At 75.2% G+C, this 26,324-nt stretch carries 24 protein-coding genes; 11 read left to right on the top strand and 13 right to left on the bottom strand.

From position 1 onward, the window contains the following. The first annotated feature begins 147 nt into the window (after positions 1-147). On the top strand, positions 148-648 hold the full coding sequence (locus ACOBQU_RS05430) for an LNS2 domain-containing protein (RefSeq protein WP_423624766.1): 501 nt from the start codon (positions 148-150) through the stop codon (positions 646-648). 719 nt (positions 649-1,367) lie between these two features. On the opposite strand, the gene ACOBQU_RS05425 is transcribed toward ACOBQU_RS05430, so the two are convergent. After that, positions 1,368-1,583 carry a dodecin gene (locus tag ACOBQU_RS05425; protein WP_423624765.1) on the bottom strand — a complete coding sequence of 72 codons (216 nt, stop codon included), beginning with the start codon at positions 1,581-1,583 and terminating at the stop codon, positions 1,368-1,370. A 218-nt stretch (positions 1,584-1,801) separates the two neighbouring features. Here ACOBQU_RS05425 and ACOBQU_RS05420 point away from each other — a divergent pair, with 218 nt between their 5' ends. Next, entirely contained in the window at positions 1,802-3,073 is a 1,272-nt protein-coding gene (locus tag ACOBQU_RS05420; protein WP_423624764.1) for an extracellular solute-binding protein, read from the top strand. A gap of 43 nt (positions 3,074-3,116) precedes the next feature. On the opposite strand, the gene egtD is transcribed toward ACOBQU_RS05420, so the two are convergent. The 4 genes from egtD to egtA are packed head-to-tail and all read right to left on the bottom strand — an operon-like array spanning position 3,117 to position 7,520. After that, the gene (gene egtD / locus ACOBQU_RS05415) at positions 3,117-4,079 is read right to left on the bottom strand and encodes an L-histidine N(alpha)-methyltransferase (RefSeq protein ID WP_423624763.1); all 963 of its coding nucleotides are present in this window, start codon (positions 4,077-4,079) and stop codon (positions 3,117-3,119) included. After that, complete coding sequence (gene egtC, locus ACOBQU_RS05410) at positions 4,076-4,831, bottom strand: ergothioneine biosynthesis protein EgtC (RefSeq protein WP_423624762.1); 756 nt, start codon at positions 4,829-4,831, stop codon at positions 4,076-4,078. Before egtC ends, egtD begins: the two co-directional genes overlap by 4 nt. Next, positions 4,831-6,192 carry an ergothioneine biosynthesis protein EgtB gene (egtB, locus tag ACOBQU_RS05405; RefSeq protein WP_423624761.1) on the bottom strand — a complete coding sequence of 454 codons (1,362 nt, stop codon included), beginning with the start codon at positions 6,190-6,192 and terminating at the stop codon, positions 4,831-4,833. The genes egtC and egtB overlap by 1 nt, the downstream gene beginning before the upstream one ends. Then, the gene (egtA, locus tag ACOBQU_RS05400; protein ID WP_423624760.1) at positions 6,189-7,520 is read right to left on the bottom strand and encodes an ergothioneine biosynthesis glutamate--cysteine ligase EgtA; all 1,332 of its coding nucleotides are present in this window, start codon (positions 7,518-7,520) and stop codon (positions 6,189-6,191) included. The genes egtB and egtA overlap by 4 nt, the downstream gene beginning before the upstream one ends. 249 nt (positions 7,521-7,769) lie before the next feature. On the opposite strand from egtA, the gene ACOBQU_RS05395 reads away from it, so the two are divergent. After that, the gene (locus ACOBQU_RS05395; protein WP_423624759.1) at positions 7,770-8,606 is read left to right on the top strand and encodes a TIGR02452 family protein; all 837 of its coding nucleotides are present in this window, start codon (positions 7,770-7,772) and stop codon (positions 8,604-8,606) included. A 101-nt stretch (positions 8,607-8,707) separates the two neighbouring features. Here ACOBQU_RS05395 and ACOBQU_RS05390 read toward each other — a convergent pair whose 3' ends face one another. Together ACOBQU_RS05390 and ACOBQU_RS05385 are read right to left on the bottom strand one after the other, a co-directional pair. Continuing rightward, entirely contained in the window at positions 8,708-9,028 is a 321-nt protein-coding gene (locus ACOBQU_RS05390; protein ID WP_423624758.1) for a hypothetical protein, read from the bottom strand. A 50-nt stretch (positions 9,029-9,078) separates the two neighbouring features. Next, positions 9,079-10,530: an amidase gene (locus ACOBQU_RS05385; protein WP_423624757.1), complete on the bottom strand. Its 1,452-nt coding sequence runs from the start codon at positions 10,528-10,530 to the stop codon at positions 9,079-9,081. 368 nt (positions 10,531-10,898) lie between these two features. Here ACOBQU_RS05385 and ACOBQU_RS05380 point away from each other — a divergent pair, with 368 nt between their 5' ends. After that, a complete protein-coding gene (locus tag ACOBQU_RS05380; protein ID WP_423624756.1) occupies positions 10,899-11,870 on the top strand; it encodes a LacI family DNA-binding transcriptional regulator in 972 nt (323 codons plus the stop codon). 13 nt (positions 11,871-11,883) lie between these two features. Here the strand turns inward: ACOBQU_RS05380 and trxA are convergent, their stop codons facing one another. Next, positions 11,884-12,273 (bottom strand): thioredoxin, encoded by a 390-nt coding sequence (trxA, locus tag ACOBQU_RS05375; RefSeq protein WP_423624755.1) that lies wholly within the window; start codon positions 12,271-12,273, stop codon positions 11,884-11,886. A 118-nt stretch (positions 12,274-12,391) separates the two neighbouring features. Here trxA and ACOBQU_RS05370 point away from each other — a divergent pair, with 118 nt between their 5' ends. The 3 genes from ACOBQU_RS05370 to ACOBQU_RS05360 all read left to right on the top strand — a co-directional run bounded on the left by ACOBQU_RS05370 (position 12,392) and on the right by ACOBQU_RS05360 (position 17,106). Then, positions 12,392-13,888, top strand: a complete 1,497-nt coding sequence (locus tag ACOBQU_RS05370; protein WP_423624754.1) for a dihydrolipoyl dehydrogenase family protein — start codon at positions 12,392-12,394, stop codon at positions 13,886-13,888. Positions 13,889-14,298: 410 nt separating this feature from the next. Then, positions 14,299-14,793, top strand: a complete 495-nt coding sequence (locus ACOBQU_RS05365; protein ID WP_423624753.1) for an ATP-binding protein — start codon at positions 14,299-14,301, stop codon at positions 14,791-14,793. A gap of 168 nt (positions 14,794-14,961) precedes the next feature. Next, positions 14,962-17,106, top strand: a complete 2,145-nt coding sequence (locus tag ACOBQU_RS05360) for a tetratricopeptide repeat protein (protein ID WP_423624752.1) — start codon at positions 14,962-14,964, stop codon at positions 17,104-17,106. On the opposite strand, the gene ACOBQU_RS05355 is transcribed toward ACOBQU_RS05360, so the two are convergent. Both ACOBQU_RS05355 and ACOBQU_RS05350 read right to left on the bottom strand, forming a co-directional pair. Then, on the bottom strand, positions 17,081-18,460 hold the full coding sequence (locus tag ACOBQU_RS05355) for a hypothetical protein (RefSeq protein WP_423624751.1): 1,380 nt from the start codon (positions 18,458-18,460) through the stop codon (positions 17,081-17,083). The genes ACOBQU_RS05360 and ACOBQU_RS05355 overlap by 26 nt on opposite strands. Positions 18,461-19,049: 589 nt before the next feature. Continuing rightward, a complete protein-coding gene (locus ACOBQU_RS05350) occupies positions 19,050-19,319 on the bottom strand; it encodes a WhiB family transcriptional regulator (protein ID WP_423624750.1) in 270 nt (89 codons plus the stop codon). A 467-nt stretch (positions 19,320-19,786) separates the two neighbouring features. On the opposite strand from ACOBQU_RS05350, the gene crcB (ACOBQU_RS05345) reads away from it, so the two are divergent. Both crcB (ACOBQU_RS05345) and crcB (ACOBQU_RS05340) read left to right on the top strand, forming a co-directional pair. Continuing rightward, positions 19,787-20,251 carry a fluoride efflux transporter CrcB gene (gene crcB, locus ACOBQU_RS05345; protein WP_423634260.1) on the top strand — a complete coding sequence of 155 codons (465 nt, stop codon included), beginning with the start codon at positions 19,787-19,789 and terminating at the stop codon, positions 20,249-20,251. Then, the gene (gene crcB, locus ACOBQU_RS05340) at positions 20,248-20,622 is read left to right on the top strand and encodes a fluoride efflux transporter CrcB (RefSeq protein WP_423624749.1); all 375 of its coding nucleotides are present in this window, start codon (positions 20,248-20,250) and stop codon (positions 20,620-20,622) included. The genes crcB (ACOBQU_RS05345) and crcB (ACOBQU_RS05340) overlap by 4 nt, the downstream gene beginning before the upstream one ends. A 31-nt stretch (positions 20,623-20,653) precedes the next feature. On the opposite strand, the gene ACOBQU_RS05335 is transcribed toward crcB (ACOBQU_RS05340), so the two are convergent. Then, positions 20,654-21,604: a glycosyl hydrolase family 18 protein gene (locus tag ACOBQU_RS05335; protein ID WP_423624748.1), complete on the bottom strand. Its 951-nt coding sequence runs from the start codon at positions 21,602-21,604 to the stop codon at positions 20,654-20,656. 200 nt (positions 21,605-21,804) lie between these two features. Beyond that, entirely contained in the window at positions 21,805-23,271 is a 1,467-nt protein-coding gene (locus tag ACOBQU_RS05330) for a glycosyltransferase family 4 protein (protein WP_423624747.1), read from the bottom strand. 188 nt (positions 23,272-23,459) lie between these two features. Between ACOBQU_RS05330 and ACOBQU_RS05325 the strand changes: the two genes are divergently transcribed. Beyond that, the gene (locus ACOBQU_RS05325) at positions 23,460-24,215 is read left to right on the top strand and encodes a response regulator transcription factor (protein WP_423624746.1); all 756 of its coding nucleotides are present in this window, start codon (positions 23,460-23,462) and stop codon (positions 24,213-24,215) included. After that, positions 24,216-25,754, top strand: coding sequence for a HAMP domain-containing sensor histidine kinase (locus ACOBQU_RS05320; protein ID WP_423624745.1), 1,539 nt, complete (start codon positions 24,216-24,218; stop codon positions 25,752-25,754). A 59-nt stretch (positions 25,755-25,813) separates the two neighbouring features. On the opposite strand, the gene ACOBQU_RS05315 is transcribed toward ACOBQU_RS05320, so the two are convergent. Beyond that, a complete protein-coding gene (locus tag ACOBQU_RS05315) occupies positions 25,814-26,176 on the bottom strand; it encodes a tetratricopeptide repeat protein (protein WP_423624744.1) in 363 nt (120 codons plus the stop codon). Positions 26,177-26,324: the final 148 nt, after the last annotated feature.

The following is a 26,324-nucleotide window of genomic DNA, read 5'->3' as shown; positions in this document are numbered from 1 at the left end:
GGAACACGGATGAGCGCGCGTCAGCCCAGCGCCGCCTCCAACGCGGCGCGGTGCCCGGCCACCCGGCGGCGGCCCTCCCGTCCGCCCCGGCTCGCCCGTCCGCCCCGGCGTGCGCGCGATGGGCCGCGGGCTGCTTACGCTGATGACGTGACCCCCGACAACGGACGAGCCGAGCGGCCCCTGGCCGTGTTCGATCTGGACGGTACCCTCGCCGACACCGCGCACCGGCAGCGGTTCCTGGAGCGGGCGCCGCGCGACTGGGAGGCGTTCTTCGCGGCGGCCGTGGACGACCCGCCGCTGGCCCGGGGCGTCGCGCTCGCCCGGGAGAGCGCCGCGGAGTGCGAGGTCGTCTACCTCACCGGGCGGCCGGAGCGCTGCCGCGCCGACACCGTCGCCTGGCTGGCCGCGCAGGAACTGCCCGAGGGGCGGATCTGGATGCGCCGCGACCACGACCGGCGGCCCGCCCGCCGCACCAAGCTGGAGATCCTGCGCCGCCTGGCGCGCGACCGCGAGGTCCGGGTGCTCGTGGACGACGACGAGTTGGTGTGCGACGACGCGGAGGCGGCCGGGTTCACCGTGGTCCGGGCCCGCTGGGCACAGGCGTCGGCGGCGCTCAGGGACGCGCAGGAGCGGGAAGGGCGCACGTGAGGCGCACGTGAGGCACACGCGACGTGCGTGCGCCTGAGGGTGGCGCGTGCGTGTGGTGTACGGGGGTGGGGCGCGCGCCGGGGCGGCGGGGCTGGCCGGAGGTTTGACTGGGCGCCCTCCGCGCAGCCGGGCACGGGGCGCCGCGGGCGGGCCCCTGCTGCGGCACGCTGCGGGGGCTACCTCGCTGCGGGCTACCCCGCTGTGGGGACATCGCGGTGGGTGACCCCGGTGCGGGGACGCGGCCGGGCGCGGCACCGCTGCGGGCAGCCGTCGTGTGTAACCGTGCCGTGCGTAACCCCGCTGTCGGCGGACCCCGCCGGGGGCCATGCCGCGGTGGTGCATACCGCGGTGGTCCATGCCGCCGTGTGCACCCCCGCCGCAGGCGACGCGGCCGGGCGCGGCACCGCTGCGGGCAGCCGTCGTGTGCAAGCGTGCCGTGCGCAGTCCCGCTGAGGGCCATCCCCTCGTGCGCGGGCCGCCGCGCGGCGCCCTGCCGCGTGTCTCCCCGCCGTGCGCCGGTCGCCGCGTGTGCCGTCACCGCGTACACAGCACCCCGTAGCCGCTGCCCGGGGGGCTCCCGCAGGTGGCGCCGGTCCTCGCCTGGTGAGACGCGCGGTGCGGGGGCGCGCCGACCCCGGCGGGCCCGGCAGCCGCCGGTGACCCGCCCAGGGCCCCGCGGCCCGAGCCGCGGCCCCAGGCGGAGTCCTCAGGCGGAGTCCTCAGGCGGTGTCCTCCAGGCGGAAGCCGACCTTCAGGCCCACCTGGTAGTGCTTGATCTCGCCGTTCTCGATGTGGCCGCGCACCTGTGTGACCTCGAACCAGTCCAGGCCGCGCAGCGTCTGCGCGGCGCGGGTGATGCCGTTGCGGATGGCCTGGTCGACGCCTTCGTGCGAGGTGCCGACGATCTCGGTGACCCGGTAGGTGTGCTCGGACATGAGGGGACTGCTCCTCTCCGCGGCGGTGCCGGTGCCTCCACGGTAGTGCCGCCGGGCCGCCCTGGCCTGTCGGTCTGCTGTGCACCAGCTCTTCACCAATTCCCCGCAAGCCCCTTGACCTCTGTCAAAGTCCATACCAAAATCCCGCATACCCGTTCGAGCACGTGCTCTTCCCCACGTCGGGCCCTACCCCAGTCAGCCCTGTCCGCAGGCAGAAAGTGACCGACGTGAACGCCCGCCACCGCCGCATCGCCCTCTCCCTCACCCTGACCTTCACCGTCACCGCCCTGCTGCCCGGCTGCGGCGTCCTGCCCGGCGGCGACGACAAGAGCACCGTCACCGTCTGGCTGATGAAGGGCAGCGCGTCGGACGAGTTCATCAAGCGGTTCACGGACGAGTTCGAGAAGGAGCACGGCGACTACGACCTGGACGTCCGCATCCAGGAGTGGACCGGCATCGGCCCCAAGGTCCAGCGCGCCCTGAAGAACGACGACGGGCCCGACGTCATCGAGGTCGGCAACACCCAGGTCGCCCAGTACGTCGACCAGGGCCGCCTGGAGGACCTCACCCTGGAGTCCGCGCGCGACCTCGGCATGGACGACTGGCTGCCGGGCCTCGCGGAGCCCGGCAGCTACAACAACGCGCAGTACGGCATCCCCTGGTACGCCGCCAACCGCGTCGTCATCTACAACAAGGACCTCTTCGCCGACGCCGGGATCAAGCAGCCGCCCAAGACCCGGCAGCAGTGGCTGTCCGCCACCGCCCGGCTCAACAACGGCACCAGCCAGGGCATCTACCTCGCCGGACAGGACTGGTACACGCTGTCCGGGTTCATCTGGGACGAGGGCGGCGACCTCGCCAAGGAGAAGAACGGCACCTGGCGCGGCACCCTCGACACCCCGGCCGCGCTGCGCGGCATGGACTTCTACCGCCAGCTCCAGGCGCTCGGCGACGGCCCCCGGGACGCCGACGAGGAACACCCGCCGCAGGCCGGGGTGTTCGCCAAGGGCGACGTCGCGCAGATCATCGCCGTGCCCGGCACGGCACGCGCCATCGAGGAGGCCAACCCCAAGCTGAAGGGCAAGCTCGGCTACTTCCCCATCCCCGGCAAGAGCGCCGACAAGCCGGGCGCGGTCGTCACCGGCGGCTCCGACCTGGTGATCCGCGAGGGCACCGACGAGCGCAAGGGCGCCGTCGAGGTCGTCAAGGCCCTCGCCGGGGAGAAGTGGCAGAAGGACCTGGCCCGCACCATGGACTACGTCCCGAACAAGGCGAAGCTCGCCGACGCGGTGTCCGGCGAGGCCGGGGTCGCCGCGATGGCGAAGGGAGCCGCCCGCGGCCGGGCGACCCCCAAGTCCCCGCAGTGGGCCGCAGTCGAGGCCGACAACCCGATCAAGACGTACATGTCGAAGGTCCTCGGCGGCGCCGACCCGGCCGCCGCGGCCAAGGCCGCGTCCCGCAGGATCACCGAGGAACTCGACAGCCACTGAGCACCGGCCGACGGGCGGGGCGGCGCGCCCCCGCCCGCCCCGGTCAGGCCGCCGTCGCGAGCGACAGCGCGAACCGACCTCGCGCGTCGGTCCACCAGTGCGTCAACTCAAGCCCCGCCACGGCCAGTTCGCGCCGCACCCCCTCCTCGCGGAACTTCGCGGAGATCTCCGTGCGCAGCTCCTCACCGCGCTCGAAGTCCACCGCCAGGTCCAGGGCCTGCACCTTCACGGTCTGCGCCACGCGCGAGCGCAGCCGCATCTCGATCCACTCGTTGTCCCGGTCCCAGACCGCGACGTGCGCGAACGCGTCGGCCTGGAAGTCCGCGCCGAGCTCGCGGTTGATGACGTGCAGCACGTTCTTGTTGAACGCCGCGGTCACGCCCGCCGCGTCGTCGTACGCCGCCACCAGGACCGCCTCGTCCTTCACCAGGTCCGTGCCGAGCAGCAGCGCGTCGCCCGGCGACAGCATGGCGCGGACCGAGGAGAGGAACGCGGCGCGCTCCTGAGGCAGCAGGTTGCCCACCGTGCCGCCGAGGAACGCCACCAGGCGCGGCCCCTGGGTGCCGGGCAGCGCGAGGCCCCCGGTGAAGTCCGCGATCAGCGCGTGCACGCCGAGCGCGGGCCGGTCGGCGAGCAGCGTGTTCGCCGCGCCCCGCAGCGCGGACTCGCTGACGTCGACCGGGACGTACGTCTCCAGGGAGGTGAGCGCGTCGATGAGGTGCCGGGTCTTGTCGGACGAGCCGGAGCCCAGCTCGATCAGCGTGCGCGCGCCGGTGGCCGCGGCGATCTCCGGGGCGCGCGCCAGCAGGATCTCCCGCTCGGCACGCGTCGGGTAGTACTCGGGCAGGGTGGTGATCTCGTCGAACAGGGCGCTGCCGCGCGCGTCGTAGAACCACTTGGGCGGCAGGGACTTGGGCGTACAGGTCAGGCCGTGCAGGACGTCGGCGCGCAGGGCGGCGTCGGTGGCGTCCTCCGGCAGGGTGCGGGTCAGCAGGAACGGGCTCACTCGGGTGGCTCCTTGAGCGGGGTCAGCAGGATGTCGGAGGGACCGGCGGCGAGCAGGGTGCGGTCGGGCACCTCGCGCCAGCGCGGGTCGTCGTCGTACGGCTCGGAGGCCACGACCGTGCGGCGGCCGGGCCCGGACCGGTACCAGAGGGTGTCGCCCCAGGCCGTCGCCGCGATCGTGGCGCCGTCGGTGAGCAGCAGGTTCAGGCGCGATCCCGGCGCGGCGGCGGCCACGTCCGCGACGGTGTCGGCGAGCGCCTCCGGTGCCGGTGCGCCGCGCCGCAGCCGGTCCTGGACGAGCGCCCACACCAGCGCCGAGTCGCAGCGCGCCTCAAGGCCCAGCAGATCGGCGGGCGGCAGCGCGGCGGCCAGCGGCGCCAGCGAGCCCGGCCAGCCGGACACGGCGCCGTTGTGGCTGAACAGCCAGGGGCCCGCGGCGAACGGCGCCGCCGCGGCCTCCCCGTCCGCGCCCGCCACCGTGGCGTCGCGCACCGCCGCGAGCACCGCCGTGGAGCGCACCACGCGGGCCAGGTCGGCGAACGAGGCGTCGGCCCAGATGGGGCCCGCGCGCCGGTAGCGGGCGGGCACCGGGTCGCCGTCGGCGTACCAGCCCACGCCGAAGCCGTCCGCGTTGACCGTCCCGTACCGCTGCCGCCGCGGTGCCCACGACTGCCGGAACAGGCTGTGCGCGGGCTCCACGAGGAGCGCCCCCAGCGCCTCGGCCGGGCCGAGGAAGGCGAGGTGACGGCACATCAGACCAGCTCCGCCAGCTCGGCGGCCGTGGCGTCGCGGGCCGTGCGGAAGCCGGAGAAGATCTGCCGCCGCACCGGATGGTCCCAGTTGCGGAACGTGCCCCGGCACGCCACCGCGTCGACGGAGAACGCGCCGCCGCGCAGCACCTTGTAGTCGCCGCCGAAGAACACCTCCGAGTACTCGCGGTACGGGAACGCGACGAACCCCGGATAGGGCAGGAAGTCGCTGGCCGTCCACTCCCACACGTCACCCATCAACTGGCGTATCCCGAGCGGCGACTGGCCCCGTGGGAAGCTGCCCGCCGGGGCCGGGCGCAGATGCCGCTGGCCCAGGTTGGCGCGCTCGGGCGTCGGGTCCTCGTCGCCCCACGGGTAGCGCAGCGAGCGGTCCGAGCGCGGGTCGTGCCGGGCGGCCTTCTCCCACTCGGCCTCCGTGGGCAGGCGCCGTCCCGCCCAGCGCGCGTAGGCGTCCGCCTCGAACCAGCTCACGTGCAGCACCGGCTCGTCGGCGGGCACCGGCTCGACGCGGCCGAAGCGGCGGCGCAGCCACTGGTCGCCCTCGCGCCGCCAGAACAGCGGCGCGGCCAGGCGCTGCTCGCGCACCATGGCCCAGCCGCGCTCGTGCCACCAGCGGGGCTCGGTGTACCCGCCGTCGTCGATGAAGCGCTGGTACGCGGCGTTCGTCACCGGCGTCGTGTCCAGGAAGAACGGCGCCACCAGGCGCTGGTGCGCGGGGCGTTCGTTGTCCAGCGCCCACGGTTCGGTGGACGTGCCCATCGTGAACGGGCCGCCGGGCACCAGCACTTCGTCCGGCCCGTCGAACGCCTCGGCGGGAACCGGGTCCGGCGCGGTGAGCGCCGGGGCGCCCGCCCTGAGCTGATGGGTGATCAGCATCGTCTCGTCGTGCTGCTGTTCGTGCTGGGCGATCATCCCGAAGGCGAAGCCCGCGTCGGTCAGCGCCGAGCCGTGGAACGGCGTCCGCTCAAGGACGTCGAGGGCGCGTCCGCGCACCTCGGCGGCGTAGCGGCGCGCCTCGTCGGGCGCGAGCAGCGGAAGGGAGGGACGAGTGGCCCGCGGGTGCTCGAACGCGTCGTACAGCGAGTCGATCTCGGGCCGCAGCGCGTCCCGGCCGCCCACCGCGCGCAGCAGCCACTGCTCCTCCTGGTTGCCGATGTGCGCCAGGTCCCACACCAGCGGAGACATCAACGGCGAGTGCTGCGCGGTCAGTTCGGCTTCGTCAACGCAGGAGGTGAGGTGCGCGGTGCGCTCGCGCGCGGCCAGCAGGGCGGCCAGCGCCCGCTCCCGCAGCGCCTCGGGGTCGGCCGTGGAGCCGGGCACGGGCCCGGTCGTCGATCCGGTCATCGGCGTATCTCCTTCCCGGGGGCCGGTGCACCGTTGACGGGTGGTCCCTCCAGCGGCCCGGCGTCGAGCAGGTCGTCGGCGGGGCAGCGGCCCCGCGCCACATACCGGTCGGCGTACGCCGCGACCGCGGCGACGACCTCCGGGGCGGCGCCGAGCCGGGGCAGCGCGTCGAGCGCGGCGGCGAAGCACACCGCCGCCGCCTCCCGCAGCTCCGGATCGGCGAGGCCGTGGCGCGCCGCGTCCAGCCACAGCGGGCTGTGCGGGGCGGGCGTCGGGCCCGCGCGCTCGGCGAGCGGCTTCACCGTGCGGTACGCCGTCTCCGTGGCCTCCGCGTCGTCGAACAGGGCACAGGTCACCGCGAGCGGCACCACCCAGCCGTCCGTGCCGGACTGCGCGTCGATCATCCGCAGCTCCAGGTGCCCGCGCGGTCTGACCGGCGGGAACAGGGTGGTCAGGTGGTAGTCGAGGTCCGCGCGCGTCGGCGGGCGCGGCTGGCCGCCGCGCACCCAGGACCGGAAGCTCAGGCCCTCGGGCACCAGCCAGGGCGCCCCGTCGCCGTCCGCGGTGCGCACGCACATCACCGGCGCGTCGAGCGCGTGCCGCGCCCAGGCCGCGCGCGGCTCCTGGTCGAGCGCGGGCGCGCCCGACCTGCCGGGGTCGATGCCCGCCCACACCGCCTGCCGCGTCGACCGCCAGCCCGTCGAACGGCCCTCCTGGAAGGGAGAGTTGGCGAACGCGGCGACCAGGACCGGGCCGAGCAGGTGCGCCAGCCGCCAGCGCCGCGCGTAACCGAGCGGCCCCGGCTCCTCGTACCCGGCGTCCAGGCACACCTGCACGGACGCCGTGGAGCACATCATGCGGCGGCCCGCGCGGCCGGTGCGGTCGAACCAGCACTCCATCGCCTCGTAGCGCGGCTCGCGCAGCACCCGCGTCGGGGCGCGCCACGGGTCGGCGCCGAGGCCGGTGAGGGTGAGGCCGAGGGGGGCGAGGGTGTCGTGGACGACGGCCAGATCGGCCGTGACGCCGGACACGCACTCCATGAGCGACGCGGCGGGCAGCGAGCTGAGCTCCAGCTGGCCGCCGGGTTCGACGGTGACCACCGAGTGGAGGGGCTTGGTCCGCAGGGCCGCGCGGGCGGTCTCGACGCGGGCGGACGACAGGGGAAGGTGCGGGGAGCGCCGGTCGTGGACGAGCCATTCGAGCTCGACTCCGGTGCTGGTGGGCGGCCCGTTCTTGAAGCAGATGCCGTGCACCAGGGCCTCGACCTCGGCCTCGGTGACGGTGTCGCCTGGGCGCCCGCGAGGTTCCGTACAGTCTCCCTCGGGCATGTCGGGGATCCTCCTGTTCCGGGCTGCCCGCGCCAGGTGCGCGGGCGCAGCGCTCGTAACACCCAAGACCCTTCGGTTATTTCGCACAAGACGGCGACCGGTGGCCGGTAAATGGTGTTGCGGTGAACAGGGGGCGCGCACGACCATCTCTTCCATGCACCACACGGGGGACATGTTCCAGTATGAGGCGGGGGCGCCGAGCGCGCCCGACGTGGCCGAAACGTTTCGTTATGGCGCGGGAGGGCGGCCGTGAGCACCCGGCTGCGCGGCATCGCGCGGGAGACCGTCGCCATCGTCGCCGCGGGCGGCTACCGGACGCCGGGCGGGCGGCGCGTGCCGCTCGCCGACGCGGTGGCCGCCGCGCGCGCCGGGACGCGGCTCTTCGGCCCCGAGCCCGTCGCCGTGCCGTTCCACGAGACGGCCCCGGCCGCCGCCGACGCCGTCGTCGAGGTCACCGGTGAGTCCAGCCTGGAGGCGGCCCGGCGGCTGACCGCCGCCGCGCCCGACCCGGTGGCCGTGCTGAACTTCGCGTCGGCCCGTAACCCCGGCGGCGGCTTCCTGAACGGCGCCCAGGCCCAGGAGGAGGCGCTGTGCCGCGCCTCCGCCCTGTACGCCTGCCTGACCGAGGCCCGCGGGTTCTACGACCACCACCGCGCCGACCGCGACCCGCTCTACAGCGACCGGGTCATCCACACGCCCGCCGTCCCCGTCTTCCGCGACGACCGCGGGGCGCTCCTCGACGCGCCGTTCGCGACCGGCTTCCTCACCTCGGCGGCGCCGAACGCGGGAGTGGTCCGCCGCCGCAGCCCCGACCGGGCCGTCGCCCTGCCCGCGGCCCTCGCGCGCCGCGCCGCCCGCGTCCTGGAGACCGCGGCGGCCTGCGGCTACGACCGCCTGGTCCTGGGCGCCTGGGGCTGCGGCGTCTTCCAGAACGACCCGGCCCAGGTCGCCGCCGCCTTCCACACCCAACTGCACGGCCGCTTCGCGGGCCGCTTCCGGCACGTCACGTTCGCCGTCCTCGACCGCACGCGGGGCGCGACCACACGGGGGGCCTTCGAGGCGGCGTTCGCGGGGGAGCGGACCTGAGCGGACCTTGAGCGGACCAGGGCGGACCTGAGAGAAGCTGAGCGGACCCGAGCGGACCTGAGCGGTGCCGGGCGACCCGGGTGCCGACCGCCGGGCGGGCGTCAGCCCTCGCCGGACCCGCGCTCGACCTCGTACTGCCCCATGAGTTCGTCGAAGGCGTCGCTCGTGGCGTCCTGGAGGGTGGCGGGGTGCGCGCTGCCGACGAACGCCCGTACGCGGTCGGTGACTTCGGCCGCCTTCGCCGCGCTCGCGTAGATGCCGAGGACCAGCGAGCCGTCCTCGCCCAGGGTGAAGCCCCACGGCACCTCGCACGGCCCCTCGTGGTCCTCCACGGGACACAGCAGCCGCGCCAGCGGCTCCTGGAGCGCGAGCGCGGCGTCCATGTCGGCGCATCCGTGGATGTGGATTTCGTAGAGCTGCACGCCGCCGACGGTAGACGCCGACGGGCCGCGCCGCACGGGGATTTCCCGGGTCACGTGCCAGTAGGGCGTGTCGCGCCGCCCTCCGGGGCGCCCCGCGCGTCGGCGGGCGGCTGGGGCCACTGCTCGTACCAGCGGCGGTCGTCCTCCAACTGCGCCGCCAGGGACAGCAGCAGCGGCTCGCTGCCCGCGGGCCCGAGGAACTGGGCGCCCACGGGCAGGCCGCCCGCGACGCGGCCCGCGGGCACGTTCACACCCGGCCAGCCGAGCACGTTCCACGGCCACGCGTACGGGCACGCGGCGATCATCGCCTGGTCGGTGCGCCAGCCGCTCAGCTCGGCCAGGGCGCCCACGCGCGGCGGCGGCGTCGCCGTGGTGGGCGCGAGCACCACGTCGTACGTGTCGAACACCGCCCCCACGCGGCGGTGCAGCGTCGCCTCCGCGCGCCGCGAGAGCCGCAGCGGGGCGCCGCTCAGCAGCCGCCCGAGGCGCGCGGCCTCCTTGGTGCGCGGGTCCAGGAGCGACGGGTCGGGCACCTCGCGCACCCAGTCCGCGATGCCCGCCGTGGCGCGCGGCACGAAGGCGAGCCCGATCTGGCCGTAGCGCGGATCGGCCTCCTCGACGTCGTGCCCGAGCGCGGCCAGGCGGTTGGCGAGGTCCACGACCTTGTTCCGCACCAGCGGGTGCAGCCGCTTGGGCGTGGCCGTGAACGGCGTGCGCAGCGACAGCGCGACGCGCAGCTTCCCCGGCTCGCGCGTCGCGGCCTCGACGGCGCGGATCGCGGGCGGCTGGTGCGGATCGTCCGCGTGGTTGCCGCTCGCCGCGTCGAGGAGCAGCGCGGCGTCGCCGACCGTGCGGGCCAGCGGTCCGTTGACGGTGATGCCGTTGAACGCCTCCGGCCACGGCCAGGTCGAGATGCGGCCGCGCTGCGGCTTGATGCCCACCAGGTGCGTCCACGCCGCGGGGATGCGCACCGAGCCCGCGCCGTCCGAGCCGAGCGCCGCCGGGACCAGGCCCGCGGCGACCGCCGCCGCCGAGCCGCCGGACGAACCGCCCGGCGTGTGGCCGGTGTTCCAGGGGTTGCGGGTCTCGCCGAACGCGGGGCCCTCCGTGAACGGCCACTGCCCCAGCTCGCAGGTGTTCGTCTTGCCGACGATCACCGCGCCCGCGGCCCGCAGTCTGCGCACCGCCTCCGAGTCCCTGGCCTTCGGCGGGAACTCCCCGGGGCAGCCGAACGCCGTCGGCTCGCCCGCGACGTCCGTGTCGTCCTTCACCGCCAGCGGCACGCCCAGCAGGGGCGCGCGCAGGCCCGCGGCCAACTGGCGGTCGGCGGCGTCCGCTTCGGCCAGCGCCGCCTCCGGACGGACCAGGCGGAACGCGTTCACCAGCGGCTGCGCCGCCTCGATCCTGGCCAGCGTCCGCTCGGTCAACTCCCGTGCCGTCACCTCGCCTTCGGCGAGGGCACGGGCGGTCTCGGCGAGGCCTTCGGCACGATCGACGGTCATGACCGAACGGTAACCTCGCGGCCGCGCCCGAAACGCCGGAGGGCCCACGAAGACGCCGCCACCCGAAACGCGACGCGCGGGGGCGGCGTGGGCCCCCACCCTGGCCACCAGGAGGGACGCCGTGCGCGGCCGTGCCCCGGTGCCTGCCCGGCAGCGCCCCCGCGCCCGCCTGGGTGCGCCCCGGGGAAGTCTGCAAGGATTGTCATCGTCATGGTGCAGATACCCCAGCAGCAACCCGCTCCTGAACCGGCGCCGGACACGTCGGGCCCCGCGACCCCCGCGACCCCCGACGTCCCGCCGCACCGCCCGCCGCAGGATCCCCCAAGGACCCGCCGCCCGTCCCGCACGCCGTACCGACCAGTGCCGACGTGGCCCGCCTCGCGGGGGTCTCCCGCGCGACGGTCAGCTACGTCCTGAACAACACCAGCGCCGTCCGGATCAGCGAGCCCACGCGCCGCCGCGTCCACCAGGCGGCCAAGGAACTCGGCTACGTCCCGCACGCCGCGGCCCGCAGCCTGCGCGCCGGGCACACCCGCATGGTGCTCATGCCCACGCCGCAGATCCCGGTGGGCCCGCTGTTCAGCCGCTTCCTGCTCGAACTCCAGTGGGCGCTGAGCCGGTTCGACTACACGGTCGTGCAGTACGGCAGCCTGGGCCTGCGCGGCGAGGAGGCCGCCCGCGCCTGGGCCGAGCTGCGGCCCGTCGCCGTGCTCGCCCCCGACGCCACCGCGCTCGGCGCCCGCGGCGTCGCCGTCCTGAAGCGCTCCGGCGCCAAGGCCGTGTTCACCCTCGGGCCGCAGCGCGCCGAGGGCGCGCACGCCCTGCTGATGGACCAGCGCCTCGTCGGCCGCAGCGCCGCCGAGCACCTGCTGGCGCGCGGGCGGCGGCGCATCGGCGTCGTCGTCCCGGAGGAGCCGGGCCTCGAACCCTTCTCACGGCCCCGCCTGGACGGCGTGCGCGCCGCCGTGCGCGCCGCGGGCGGCGGCGAGGTCACCGCGCTGCCCCTCGCCTACGGGGAGGACTCCGCCGCCCGCCTCGCCGCGCGCTGGCCGGAACTCGGGCTCGACGGGGTCTTCGCGTACAACGACGAGTACGCGATGCTCCTGATGCGCGCCCTCCAGGACCAGGGAGTACGGGTCCCGGGGGACACCGCGGTGGTCGGCGCCGACGACCTGATGCTCGGCCGCCTGCTGCGCCCGCGGCTGAGCAGCATACGGATCGAGCTGCCCTCGGGCCGGGGCCTGGCCGAGCTGGTGGACCGCGCGGTCCGCGAGCCCGGCACACGACCGGAGGTGCACGACGTCCTCGGCACGAGCGTCGTGCACCGCGACTCCAGCTAGCGCTCCGCGCCCGTCACTGGCCCTGGCCGGACTCCTTGGCCTGCTGCTCGGCCACGGACTTGCGGACCTCGTCCATGTCCAGCTTGCGGGCCTGGCCGATGACGTCGGTGAGCGCGGCCTCCGGCAGTGCGCCCGGCTGCGCGAACACCGCGACCTGGTCGCGGACGATCATCAGCGTCGGGATGGACTGGATGCCGAAGGCGGCCGCCAGCTCCGGCTGGGCCTCCGTGTCGACCTTGCCGAACAGCAGGTCGGGGTTGTCCTCGGCGGCCTTCTCGTAGACGGGCGCGAACTGGCGGCACGGACCGCACCAGGACGCCCAGAAGTCGATCAGGACGAAGTCGTTCTCCGTCATCGTCCGGTCGAAGTTTTCCTTCGTGAGCTCCACGGTCGTGCTGCTCATGATGCGTCCCTCTTCCTGATGTGGGGTGAAGCCGTCGTGCACAACGGCCGCGGCGGCGGCCGTATTCCGCGCGCGTACCCGTGTGGCCACGCCGCACACCTGGCACCAGACTGTCCCTATGACGCGATCCCCGCACGCCCCGGGCACCCCCGAGGGCGACACCAGTCCCACCGCCCCCGCCACCGCGGCCGACACCGAGGCAGTTCCGTACGACGTCGTGGTCATCGGCGCCGGACCCGTCGGCGAGAACGTCGCCGACCGGGTGCGCGCGGCCGGGCTGAGCGCGGCGATCGTGGAGAGCGAGCTGGTCGGCGGCGAGTGCTCGTACTGGGCCTGCATGCCCAGCAAGGCCCTGCTGCGCCCGGTCACGGCCCGCGCCGACGCCCGCCGCGTACCGGGCCTCAGGCAGCTGGTCGAGGGCCCGCTGGACGCGCCCGCGGTCCTCGCGCACCGCGACGACTACGCCTCCCACTGGAAGGACGACGGCCAGGTCGGCTGGCTGGACTCCATCGGCGCCGACCTGTACCGCGGCCTCGGCAGGCTCGCGGGCACCCGCCGGGTCACCGTCACCGCCGCCGACGGCACCGTACGGACGCTCACCGCCCGGCACGCCGTGGCCGTCTGCACCGGCAGCCGCGCCGTCGTCCCCGACCTGCCCGGCGTCGCCGACGCCCGGCCCTGGACCAGCAGGGAGGCCACCAGCGCCGACCACGTGCCCGAGCGGCTCGCCGTGGTCGGCGGTGGTGTCGTCGGCGTGGAGATGGCCACGGCCTGGCAGGCCCTGGGCTCCCGGGTGACGCTCCTGGTGCGCGGCGACGGGCCGCTGCCGAAGATGGAGCCGTTCGCGGGCGAGCTGGTCGCCGACGCGCTGCGCGAGGCGGGCGCCGACGTGCGCACGGGCGCGTCGGTGACCGGGGTGCGCCGCGCGGGCGCCACCGTCACCGTCGAGCTGGACGGCGGCGGCACCGTCGAGGCCGACGAGGTGCTCTTCGCCACCGGGCGCGCCCCGCGCACCGACGACGTCGGCCTGGACACGGTCGGCCTCGAACCCGGCCAGTGGCTGCCCGTCGACGACAGCTGCCGCGTCGAGGGCAGCGACTGGCTGTACGCGGTGGGTGATGTGAACCGCCGGGCGCTCCTGACGCACCAGGGCAAGTACCAGGCGCGCGTCGCGGGCGCCGCGATCGCCGCCCGCGCCCAGGGGGTGCCGCTCCTGGAGAGCGACCGCTGGGGCGCCCACGCGGCGACCGCCGACCACGCGGCCGTCCCGCAGGTCGTCTTCACCGACCCCGAGGCCGCCTCCGCGGGCCTCACCCTCGCCGCCGCCGAGGAGGCGGGCCACCGGGTGCGGGCCGTCGACTACGACCTGGCGAACGTCGCCGGAGCGGGCCTGTACGCCGACGGCTACCGCGGCCGCGCCCGCATGATCGTCGACCTCGACCGCGAGATCCTCCTCGGCGCCACCTTCGTCGGCCCCGGCGTCAGCGAACTCCTCCACTCGGCGACGATCGCCATCGCGGGCGAGGTCCCCATCGACCGCCTGTGGCACGCGGTGCCCGCGTACCCGACGATCAGCGAGGTGTGGCTGCGGTTGCTGGAGACGTATCGGGGCTGAAGTCGGGGCTGAAGGAGGACGGGGAGAGGTTTAGGAATCGGCCGAGGTGGGTGCGGTTGAGAGGCCGTGCCCACCTCGGCCGCGAGAAAGGCACCATTTTCTCGCGGCCGAGGTGGGCACGGCCGTACTGTGCCGTCCTTCTCTGCTTCTTCAAGGGGGTGTACGCGACTATTGGCCTCTCTGGAGAGAGGGAAGCCCCGCACTCGCGGGGACCAAGGACGGCTCAGTACGACCGGCGCACCTGGGCCGGGGCCACCCCCGCTGACGCGGGGAGTTCCTTCTTTCCGTGGCTGATGGGGATGCTAGCAAAGACATCTCCGGATAGGGCCTCGGGGCGCCTGCGAGTCAATTTCGTTGCGATGCAAGGGGATTGCGCTATGGCAGGTGCGGGACTTCTGCGATGCCTGTGTGTGGAGGAGGGTGTCCCGGATGGGCTTCTGTGCCCGCGTTGGAGGGACTTGCACGAGGAGGCGGACTGTCAGGTCTGGGAACGCAAGTTCCCGGGACTTCCGACGGAGGCCTTCCTGGCGCGCTGCTGGATGCGGAAAATCCTGTACAGCACACATTTTGTGACCGATGGAGAGTTCGTCGCATACGCAGAGCTAGTCGCGACTGAGCTGTTCGTGAACGCGATTCAGCACACCGCCAGCGGGAGGGAATCCGGCCGTGTTCTTCTGGCGCTCGCGGTGTCAGGCCGAGGGGTTACCGTGTCTGTGACAGATGAAGGGAAAGCAGACGGCCTTCCCCGGCTGAAGAGCTCAACCGGCGTCTCGGAAGGTGGGAGGGGCCTTTTCTTCATCGACTGGCTTGCCCGTCGAATCGTGATTCACCAGGCCGCTTCAGGAGGCTCCACGGTCGCTGCGGATCTCGTGTCGTCTGACATGCCGTCGGAAGCCATGGGCTGAGCCCACGCGCCCCCGTGTGACAGGGCGCCACCCTCCGCGCGGAGGCCGGTGAGCGACGCGATCAAGCCGTGTCATGGCCGAATGCGTGGCGTGGCGGGATCCCGGGGCGGTGGCCTCGCTGATACTGGTGGCTTCCGGCAGGGTGGTGCGGCGGAGGGTGGGGGCAGGGTGGATCCCGTTTCGTTGGCGATGGTCACGGCGACGCTGGGCGCGGTGGGGTCGGGGATGGCCAACGAGGCCGGGAAGCAGCTCTACGCCCTCGTCGGCGGCCTGTTCGGCGCTGACACCCGCGCCCCGGACCGGTCCGAAGGGCTGACCGCGCTCGCCCCCGACCTGCTGGCCGCGGCCCGGCGGGACCCCGTCGTGGCGGGCCGCCTCGCCGAACTCGGCCGCCTCGCCGAGCAGGCCCTGCGCCGCCCCGAGCCGCACACCGCGCCCCAACCCCCCGCTCCCGTACGGACGTTCGTCGACCGCAAGGAGCCCCTGAAGGCCCTGCACCGCGAGGCGACCCGCAAGCACGACGGTCGGCCGCGCCGGGTCCTGCTGTACGGCCCCGAGGGCATCGGCACCACCGGGCTCGCCGTCCAGTTCGCGGCGGGCGCCCAGGACCGGTTCCCCGACCGGTGCCTGTACGTCGACCTCGCCGGGCTCGACGCGGAGGCCGCCCTGCGCGGGGCGCTGCGCGGACTCGGCGTCGGGGACGCCGACATCCCGCCCGGGCCCGCGGAGCGGGGCGCGCTGTACCAGCACCTGCTCACCGGCCGCCGGATGGTCGTCATCCTCGACCACGCCCGCTCCGCCGCGCAGGTCGGCCCGCTGCTTCCGGCCGCGTCCGGTGTCTTCACGCTCGTCGTCGCCCACCGCCGCCTCGCGGGCCTGGACGCCGAACCGGTCGAGGTCACCCCACTGGCCCGCCGCCACGCCAGGGAACTGCTCACCGCGGCCGCGGGCGAGGCCGCCGTGGAGCGGCTCGGCCCCGCCCTGCCCGCCACCCTGGCCCGGTGCGCGGGATCGCCGTACGCGCTGTGGGCCACGGCGGCCCACCTGACCGCCACCGACGGTGACGGTGACGGACCACGGATCTCCGACCCCACCCCCGGGAGGGACCCCGCGCACCCCGACGACGCCGTCCTCGACGGCCTCTACCGCGACCTCGCCCCCGACCTGGCGCGCCTGTACCGGCGCGCCGCCCTGTGGCCCTGGCCCGCGTTCACCGCGGCGCCCGCCGCCGCGGCCGCCGGGCTCGACGAGCGGGTCGCGGCCGGACTCCTGGAACAGCTCGTGGAGCGCCGCCTCCTCGACCAGGCCGCCCCGGGCCGCTACCGCTACCGGCCCGCCGTGCGCGACCACGCCGAACGCGCGGCGGCCCGCGAGGACCGCGTCGCGGGCTGCGCGCGGGCCGTGGAGGCCACCGTGCAGTGGTACCTGCGGTTCGCCGTGCGGGCCGACCTGGACGCGCTGCCGGAGCGCTGGCACGTCAGCCCCGTCTTCGAGGGGGCCGCCCGGGGCACGTACCCGAGCCGGGGCGAGGCCCTGGCCGCGCTCCTCGACGAGCTGGGCAACCTGGTCCAAGCGGTGCTCGCCGCACGGGACTTCGGCTTCGGCGACACCGCCTGCTCGCTGATGGAAGCGCTGTGGACGGTCCAGCTCAAGGCCGGGCGGCACGAGGAGCTGCTGCCCGCGCTGCGCGCGGCGGCCGAGGTCGCCGACGCGGTCCACCCCGGCACGAGGACCGCCGGGCGCATGCACACCTACCTGGCGTCGGCCCTCATCGAGACCCTGGACTTCGACGAGGCCGAGCGCGAGGCCACCGCGGCCCTGACCGCCGAGCGGCTCGCCGGGCACCTGCGCGGCCAGGCCACGGCGGTCGAGACGCTGGGGCGGGTCAAGCTCGCCCGCTGGGCGTTCCGCGAGGCCGACGACCTGTTCGCCGAGTCGGGCCGCATCGCCGACCGCATCGGGCCCGGCGAGGAGGGCCACGCCGACCTGCCGCGCATCCGCGCCCTGCTCCAGCGCTTCCGGGGCCGCGCCCAGCGCGGCATCGCGCTGCGCGAGCACCTGCCCCTGGACGAGGCCGAGGGACGGCTGTGGGAGGCGGTGCGGTTCTTCGACGGCACCGGAGAGGCGTACAACGCGGCCCGCGCCCGCACCGACCTCGCCGAGCTGTACGTCCTCAGCGGGCGCCGCGAGGCCGCGCTGCCCCTGATCGACTGGGCCCTCGCGGCGCTCACCCAGGAGCGGGCCGACTACCACCTGGCGTATCTGCGGGCCCTGCGCGACGGAACGGTCAGCGGCCCCGGCGGCCGGGCGTGAGGGGCACCGGCCCGGCCGGTGGGCAGGCATCCGGCCCGGGGGGTGGGCAGGGCCCTGGTTCGGCGGGCGTCACGGTGAGCGCGTGCCCGGTGCCGCCCGTCCACACCGTCAGCCCGCCCGCCAGCTCCTCGACGCCCTTGCCGGAGGCGAGCCACGCGTACAGCGCGGACGCGCACGCGGCCGGGTCCGCCGCCGACGGGCCGGACACCAGCCGCAGCACCTGACCCGCGCGGGTGCGCACGGTGCACTCGCCGGGCCCGGTCACGTACGCGGCGAGGCCGCAGTGCGGATGCCGGTCGAGGACGTCCGCCGCCCACGCGGCGGGCGGGCCGAGCCGGGGGTCGTCCGCCGCGCCCGCGCGCCAGATCACGTCGGCGACGGTGAGGTCCCGCGGGTCCAGCGTGTCCTCGTGCACCGCCGTGTGCGCCTCGCCCGCCGCGTCGGGGTCGCGACGCGGGTCCGCCCAGCGGGTGACGGCGACCTCGGCCGCGCCGCGCACCTGGGTGACGACGCGGAGCGGGGCGGTGCGCACGGGCGGCTGGTACGCGGGCAGCGGCAGCGGGTCGAGCAGCGCGGGCCCGGCGGGCTCCGCGAGGCCCATCAGGCGGTAGAACGCCCGCCGCAGCAGCTCGGCGGCGCGCCCCGGCGCGGACGAGGTCAGCTCCGCGGGGCCGGGCAGCGGCTCGTGCCGCGCCAGGGCCGCGTCGAGCTGCGGGCGCAGCGGGCGGTGCGGGTCGAGCCGGGGCGCGGCCCGCACGAACGCGGCGACCGGCGAGTCCGCGCCGAGGCCGCGCTCGTCGGCGGCGCCGAGCAGCACCGGCGTGCCGAGGGCCGCGCTGTAGTACGAGACCGAGCCGAAGTCGCCCAGGGTCAGGTCGGCGGCGACGAGCGCCTGCCGCCAGCCGTGCAGCGGGTCGACGAGGGTCAGCCCCGCCCGGCAGGCCCGGTCGAGCCACATCCGCAGCTGGCCCGGGCCGTGGCCGTGCCAGATGTTGGGGTGCAGGACGGCCGCGAGGCGGTACTCGTCGGCGGGCAGCTCGGCGGTGAGCCGGGGCAGCAGCGAGGGCAGCACGTCGTCGCCGCCGTCGCCGAACAGCGACTCCGGGTTCCAGGTCGAGTTCAGCAGGACGAGCCGCTGGCCCGCACGCACACCGAGCGCGCGCCGGAACCGCTCGCGGTGGGGCCGGGCGGCGAGCAGCCGGTCGAAGCACGGGTCGCCGCCGAGGACCGCGGCCGACGCCGCCTCGGGGCAGGCGGCCCGCAGGCGTTCGAGCTGCTCGGGGTGCGAGAGGACCAAGGCGTCCACGTACGGCACGCCGTCCGCGAGCAGCCACTGGGGCGAGAGCCCGAACACCGGCGCCGGACCGCGCTGCGGCTCGGCTCGGCTCGGCTCGGCTCGGCTCGGCTCGGCTCGGCTCGGCTCGGCTCGGCTCGGCTCGGCTCGGCTCGGCTCGGCTCGGCTCGGCTCGGCTCGGCTCGGCCAGCCTCTTATTGTAGCCAACGCCGTGGGACAGGACGGCCAAGTGCCCTGAAAAGGCCGGGAGTTGGCCGCCGAAGCTGGCCGAGAGCGCCAGCTGGACGGGGGTCCGCAGCGCCTGCTCCCACGGCAGCACCGGCACCTCGACGTCCCGCAGCAGTTCGGCGACCCCCGCCTGGTACGGGGAGGAGCCGGTGCAGGTGGCCAGGAGCTGGACGCGCCAGTCGTCGCGGAACAGCGGCAGCACGTCGAGCAGCCGGGTCGCCGACGTGACGTTGTGGACGATCAGCAGCACCTTGTGGCTGCGCCCCCTCGTCGCCCACCGCTCGGCCCCGTCCCCGACCGGCACGCGGATCCACTCCTCCCGCCCCTTGAGCACCACGCCCCCTCTCGGCTCCCTGCGGTTCCCCGCGGACTCGCAACGATATCCGCGGGCGCCGCCCGGCCGAGGGCGCGGTCGCCGGGCTCAGGACCGGGGCCGCACCGCCGCCGGTGCGCCGCGCAGCTCGGCCAGCTCGTGCTCGTCCTTGCCGCCCCACACGCCGGAGGTCTGACCGGACGCGAGCGCGTACGCCAGGCACTCGCGGGCCACCGGGCAGCGGCGGCAGACGCGTTTGGCCTCCTTCTCGTCCCGCAGGGCCGGGCCGGTGGTGCCCACCGGGAAGAACAGCTCGGGATCCTCGTCGGCACACGCGGCCCTAAGGATCCAGTCCTGTCGCAGCGGTACCTCGTCCATGCGGCGGCGGGTGCCCGGTCGATGGGCGGGGCAAACGGTGTGTGATCCGCTCGTCGGCCGGGCCCGCGCGGACCTGGGGGCTTCCCGTAGGGGGTGCGGCGGCCCGATTCGCCTGAGCCCCGCGCCCGGGGCTAGCCTGGGACCGGCGGCGGCCCCCGAGGGCGCCGCGTGGCGGTGGGGCCCGCCGTACCCGAACCGCGGCACGGTCTGCCGCCAACGGTCCCTGCTTGCGACGGGGCGCGCCCGACGGCGGGCGCGCGGCGAGTGGGAGACGCATGCCGATGACAGGTGACGCACGGCCCGGCGCTGGAGCGGACGGCATCGATCCGGGGCCTGAACCAGGGCCCGGCCTCGACGCGGGCCCGCACACCGGCCGGGGGACCGCCCCGGACGCCGACCCGTACGCCCCGCACACCCCGTACACGGCGTACGCCAAGACCGACAGCACCCCGGATACCGACCCGGACATCGACCCCGACGCCGAGCCCCCCGCGCCCGCACCACCCGGCGCGCCCCCGCGCGGCCAGGGCGCCGTCCTCGCGGTGGTGGCCGTCGGCGGCGGGCTCGGCGCCGCCGCCCGCTACGGGGCCGGGCTGCTCTGGCCGGTGCCCGACGGCGCGTTCCCCTGGACGACCCTCGCGGTGAACGCGGTCGGCTGCGCCGTCATCGGCGCGTTCATGGTGCTGCTCACCGACGCGTGGGCGGCGCCCCGCCTGGTCCGACCGTTCTTCGGCACGGGCGTGCTCGGCGGCTTCACGACCTTCTCGACGTACGCCGTGGACGTCCAGCGCCTGGTGGCCGACGGCCGGATCCGCACCGCCCTGGCCTACCTGGCGCTCACCGTCGTCGCGGCCCTCGGGGCCGTGTGGTGCGCCACGGACGTGACGCGCCGCGCCGTGGCGCGGCTCGGCGGCCGGGAGGGGCGCGCGTGAACTGGCTCCTCGTGGTGGCGGGCGCGATGGTCGGCGCGCCGCTGCGCCATCTGACCGACCGGGCGGTGCGGGCCCGGTACGACACGCTCTTCCCCTGGGGCACGTTCACCGTGAACGCCGTGGGGTCCCTCGTGCTCGGCCTGGTCACCGGCGCCGTCGCCGCGGGCGCCGCGTCGTCGGACACCGCGCTGCTCCTCGGCACGGGCCTGTGCGGGGCGCTGACCACGTACTCGACGTTCTCGTACGAGGCCCTGCGCCTCGCCGAGGCGGGTGCGCGCCGCTCCGCCGTCGCCTATGTGGCCGTGAGCGTGGCGGTCGGGCTCGGCGCGGCGTTCGCGGGGGTCGCCGCCGCCGAGGCCCTGTGGACGTGACGCGCCGCCCGGCCGGGCACCGGCGCCCGGCTCAGCCCGCGAGCGCCGACCGCACCTCCGCCGCCCAGCGCCACGGCGCCGCCGCCCCACCCGGCTGCGAGTTGAAGTACTCCCAGCCCATGACGCCGCCCATCTGCGGGTACTTGGCGACCAGGCTCCGCACGGTGGACTTCAGGCGGGTGACGTCCACATAGCCGCTGCCGCCGTTGGACGGGTCGGTGAGGGTGCCCGCGACCACCTTCGACGCGGGGATCAGGCCTCGTCGCACCACCGCGTCGTAGCTGGACGTCGACGCCATGCTGCCCCAGCCGTTGTAGAACTGGGCGTTGAACCAGGCGATGTCGCCGCCCCGGTCGCGGTACAGGCGCTCGTAGTCGAAGCCGGAGAGGTTGCCGCCGCCGCTGAGCGCGCTGCCGACCGGCGCGAGCGTGATGAGGAAGCCGGGGCCGAAGTCGCGGCGCAGGGCGTCGATGACGCGCTCGATGCCCGCGAGGGACATCCGCTCCTCCACGTCCAGGTCAACGCCGTCGAAGCCGTACTGGCGCAGGAAGTCCCGCAGCAGCGGATAGTACGTGTCGAACTCGGTGTCGAGCCGCGTGAAGCTGCCCGGCGCCGCGCCGCCCACCATCGCCAGCATGTGGACGCCCTTGCCCTGCATCGCCCTCAGGTCGCGCCACATCGGGTCGAACTTGGCGGCGTTCGGCGGGTCGTCGTTCAAGTGCACCGGCTTGTAGGGGCCGTTGACGTCGTTGAGGTGCACGGCGGCGACGATGATGTCCGTCAGGCCGGTGCTGTTGTCGGTCAGGCCGAGCGGCGAGACGTAGGCGCCGTTCGCGTACTGCGTCTGGTAGTAGACGACGACGCGCCGGTTCGCGGCGGCGGGGCGCGCGGCCGCCCGGGCCGTGGCGCCCGCCGTCACCGACAGCGCGAGCGCGCCGAACAGCACGGTGCGCCTTCTCATGCTCGTCCTGATGCTCGTCATGCGGAACTCTCCTCCGTGTGGGGCGAAGGCGTCCGTCGTACACGTCCGTCGTCCGGGCACGCCGCACCAAAAGCGGGCACGGCGCACACGAAAGAGGGACGGCCGACGAATTGCCGGTCGAATCCGCCGCAATTCTGTCCACGGAGATCAGGCACGGCTAGAGCACGGAGGCAACTAATACGCTTTAGTTGGCGCTGGCCTTAGCTGGCGCTGGAGGCGGTGCCGGACGTGGCGCCGCTCGCGCTGCCGGACGAGGCGCTGGACGGAGCGCCGCTCGCGGTGGTGGACGTGGCGCCGCCCGCGGCCGGGCCCGCCGCCACCGAAGCGGTCTCCGGCTCGCCGAGCGGGCCCTTGGCGGCGGGAGGGGCCACTGCACGGGCCGGACCGCCTGCCGCCACGGTCCGGCCCTCGCCCCCGGGCGCGGACCGCAGCCGTCGCAGCAGCCGCAGCAGCCCCGGCACCCGCCTGCGGGCCCAGGCGCGCAGCCGGGCGCGGCGGCGCTGGGCGGCGCGCTTGCGGCGGGTGGCGTGCAGCTCGGCGAAGAGCGCCTCGTGGCGTGCGGCGATCGGCGCGGGGTCGTAGCGGTGGGCGCTGGCCAGGGCGGCGGCGCCCATGGCGCGCCGCAGCGGCGCGTCCTCGATCAGCTCGATCAGGGCCTTGGCGAGCGCGTCCGCGTCCCCGGTCGGCACGAGGCGGCCGTTGTGGCCGTCGCGGATGATCTCGGCGGGCCCCAGCGGACAGTCCGTGCTGACCACCGGCACCCCGCAGCGCATGGCCTCGACCAGCGTCATGCCGAACGACTCGGCGTCGGACGCCGACGCCGCGATGGACGCCTTCGCGAACTCCGGCTCGATCGGCGAACGCACCCCCATCAGCTCGACGTTGCCGCCGAGCCCCAGCGCGTCGATCAGCTCCTGCAGCTCCGGCTTCTTCGCACCGCCGCCGTAGATCCTGAGCGTCCAGTCCGGGTGCAGTGCGGCGACCCGGGCGAACGCCCGTACGAGCAGGTCGAAACGCTTGCCGGGCACCAGGCGTCCGGCCGCCGCGACGACCTTCGCGGTGCCGTCGGACGGCGTCACGTCCGGCGGGGGCACCATGTTCGGCACGTCGAGGACGGTCACGCCCGGCAGCGACATCCTCGCCCGGTACACCTCCGCGTCGGCCCGCGTGGTCGTCACGACGGCGTCCAGGGTCCGGTAGTGGCGGGCGAGTTGGGCGCGCAGCTTCTTGGAGTGCGCGTCGTGGCGCAGGTGCTCCTGCGCGATGCGCAGCGCGCCGCGGGGGCCGAAGCGGGCGAGGTAGACGTTGATGCCGGGCCGCGTTCCAATGATCACGTCGGCGTCGCAGCCGCGCAGATACGCCTCGATACGCGCGTCGTGCAGCCGCGTGTACTGGCGGTGGCGCGCCTCGGCGGAGGGGAACGCGCGGGCGGGCTGCCCGTACAGCGGGTCCGCGGTGTCCGTGCTCGACGCGCGCTCGTCCACCAGGGGGACGAGGGTGACGCGCGGGTCGACGGCGAAGCGCGGCGTCTCGCGGTGCCGCATCAGCGAGACGATCGTGACGTCGTGCCGGTCGGCGAGCGCGGACGCGAGATTGAGAGTGGTGCGGATCGTGCCGCCCACGCCGTAGACGTTGTGCAGCAGGAACACGACCTTCAGGGCCTTCATCGCGGAGCTTTCCCCCTGGGCGGAGCTCGGCCGGTGCGCGCGTCGGTCACTACGCGCGGCGCGGGACGCTGACAGAAACGAAAGGCCACTTTCCCGCGCACGGGTAAGCCGGGATTCCGGCCAAGGTGAAAGGAGGGTAAGAACGCGGGCCGGTGCCGGGGAAGAGCGGCGGTTGGCAGACTAGCCGGATGCCTCACCCCGAGCCGTCACGCAACACGCCGACGCGCGGCACGCCGCCGTACACCGTGCTCCTCGCCGAGGACGACCGGGCGATCCGCCACGCCCTGGACCGCGCGCTCACCCTGGAGGGCTATCGCGTCACCGCCGTCCGCGACGGCGTCGAGGCCCTCGCGGCCGTCCACGCCGAACCGCCCGACCTGCTCGTCCTCGACGTGATGATGCCGGGCGTCGACGGCCTTCAGGTGTGTCGCGTACTGCGCGCCCAGGGCGACCGGACACCCATCCTGATGCTCACCGCCCGCGTGGAGACCGCCGACCGCATCGCCGGACTCGACGCGGGCGCCGACGACTACGTGGCCAAGCCGTTCGAGGTCGAGGAGGTCTTCGCCCGGCTGCGGGCGCTGCTGCGCCGCGCCGACGGCGCGGGCGCCGGGCACCTCCAGGCGGCGGGCGAAACGCCGGACGGCCTCGTCACGGCGGCCGACCTGCGCATCGACCCCGGGGCCCGCCGCGCCTGGCGCGCCGCACGCGAAGTCGACCTGACCCGCACGGAGTTCGACCTGCTCGAACTCCTCGCCCGCAACGCGGGCATCGTCCTCGACCACGCCACCATCTACGACCGCATCTGGGGCTACGACTTCGGCCCCAGCTCCAAGAACCTCGCGGTGTACGTCGGCTATCTGCGCCGCAAGATCGACACGCCCGGCTCGGCGCCGCTCATCCACACCGTACGAGGTGTCGGCTACGTCCTGAGGGAGGCCTGAGTGCCCGCGCGGAGCATCCGCCCCGGCGGCAGCCTCAGCACGACCTTCGCCGCCTCGTTCGCGGCGGTCGCGGTGGCCGTGACCCTCCTGGTGGGCTTCCTCAGCTACGACGCCGCCGCCCGCCTGGTCCGCAAGGACCAGCAGACCCAGTTCAGCGAGGCCATCAAGGAGGTCCGCGACCAGGTGCGGCACCGCCGCATGGGCGCCGAGGACTACGTCGTCATCGGCGCCGACCTCGACGGCGACGGATACGACGACGTCTACCGGCCCTCGCGCTCCGACGCGCAGGTGCTGCGCAGCGACGGCCGGGTCGCCGGGCGCGGCAGGCCGCGGCTGCCCGTGACCGGCCAGGAGCGGGCGCTCGCCGCCGCGCGGCGGCCGGGCGACGTGCTGCGCCGCGACATCGAGATCGGCGAGGGCGACTACCGCATGGCCACGGTGTCCCTCGGCGGCGGCCGGGGCGCGGTCCAGATCGCCCAGCGCTTCAGCGACACCGAGGACCTGCTGCGCACCCTCCAGCGGCGCACCCTGCTGCTGGCCTCGCTGGTGATCCTCGCGGCGGCCGTGTCCGGCTGGTGGCTGGCCCGGCGCATCACCCGGCGCCTGGTGCGGCTCGCCTGGGCCGCCGAGGACGTCGCCGCGACCGGCCGCCTGGACCGGGAGGTGCCGGTTGCCGGGCGCGACGAGGTGGGGCGGCTCGGCCGCTCCTTCGACCGCATGCTGGGCCGCCTCGCGCGGGCCGAGGACGACCAGCGCCGCCTCGTCCAGGACGTCGGCCACGAGCTGCGTACGCCGCTGACCTCGCTGCGCACGAACATCGCGCTCCTGGAGCGGATCGACCGGCTGCCGCCGCCCGCCCGCGCGGACCTGGTGGCCGACCTGGCCGACGAGTCCCGCGAACTCACCGACCTCGTCAACGAACTGGTCTCCCTCGCCGCCGGGCGGCACGAGGACGAACAGCCCGCCGAGGTCGTCCTCGCCGACCTCGCCGAGGAGGCCGCCGCGGTCTCCCGCCGCCGCACCGGCCGCACGATCACCCTCCACGTGACGGACCGGGAGGCCGTGGAGGTCAGGCCCGCCGCCGTGCAGCGGGCGATCACCAACCTGCTGGAGAACGCCGCCAAGTTCGACCGCTCCGCCGCCGCTCCCATCGAACTCGCCGTCTCCGGCACGCGGGTGGAGGTGCGCGACCGCGGCCCCGGCGTCGCCGCCGACGACCTCGACCATGTCTTCGACCGCTTCTACCGGGCCGCCGACGCCCGCAGCCGCCCCGGCTCCGGGCTCGGCCTGTCCATCGTCCGGGACGTGGCCACGGCCCACGGCGGCACGGTCTTCGCCGCTGCGCGCCCCGGCGGCGGCGCGGTGGTGGGCTTCACGGTCGCCCCGCGCCGGACCCGCCCCCGTCGGCGCGGAAGGCCGGGCGGCCGGGCCTGCGCGATCTGCGCTGAGGCGCCGCCGCCAGGGGGCGGGTCCGGCACGAGTGGCGGGCCCGGCGCGGGGCCGGGGCATGCGCGTGCGCCGGTGGGCGTACACCTGTGATGGCGTACGCCCACCGGCGCGCGGTGTGGCGGGTGCCACGGAAGCCGGGTGCGACGGCCTCAGGGGCGGGCTTCCTCGGCGGCGGTGAAGTCCCCCGAGAGCGCGGCCGCCATCCGCAGGTGCGGGGCCGCGTCCGCGTCCCGGCCCTGCCGCTCCAGCACGCGGCCGAGCATCAGCCGGGCGTAGTGCTCCACGGGGTCGAGCTCCAGGACGGTCCGCAGCTCGGCCTCGGCGCGCCGCAGCTGGGCCGAGTGGTAATAGGCGCGGGCCAGCAGCAGCCGCGGGGCGACCTGCTCGGGCACCTCGTCGGCCAGCGGGGCGAGGATCCGCGCCGCCGTCGTGTACTCCTTGGCGTCGAAGAACTGCTGGGCACGCTGCCAGCGCTCCGCGGGCGTTCCGTGCTCGTAGTAGGTGAACTCCACTGTTGCCTCCTTGGTCCGTCACAACCAGAGGAAAATGTTGAATATTCCACCACTGATCGGCGGGGCTGAGGCCGACGGACGCTGGCTGAGGCCGATGGACGCCGGTGGAGACCGGCGGATGCTGACGGAGGGTGTGTGACGGGGCTAG

It is taken from the genome of Streptomyces sp. G45, assembly GCF_049542095.1.
In the GTDB taxonomy this organism is placed as follows: Bacteria; Actinomycetota; Actinomycetes; order Streptomycetales; family Streptomycetaceae; genus Streptomyces.
Note: the sequence above shows the minus strand (reverse complement) of the source record. Positions and strands in the feature narration are given on the sequence as shown.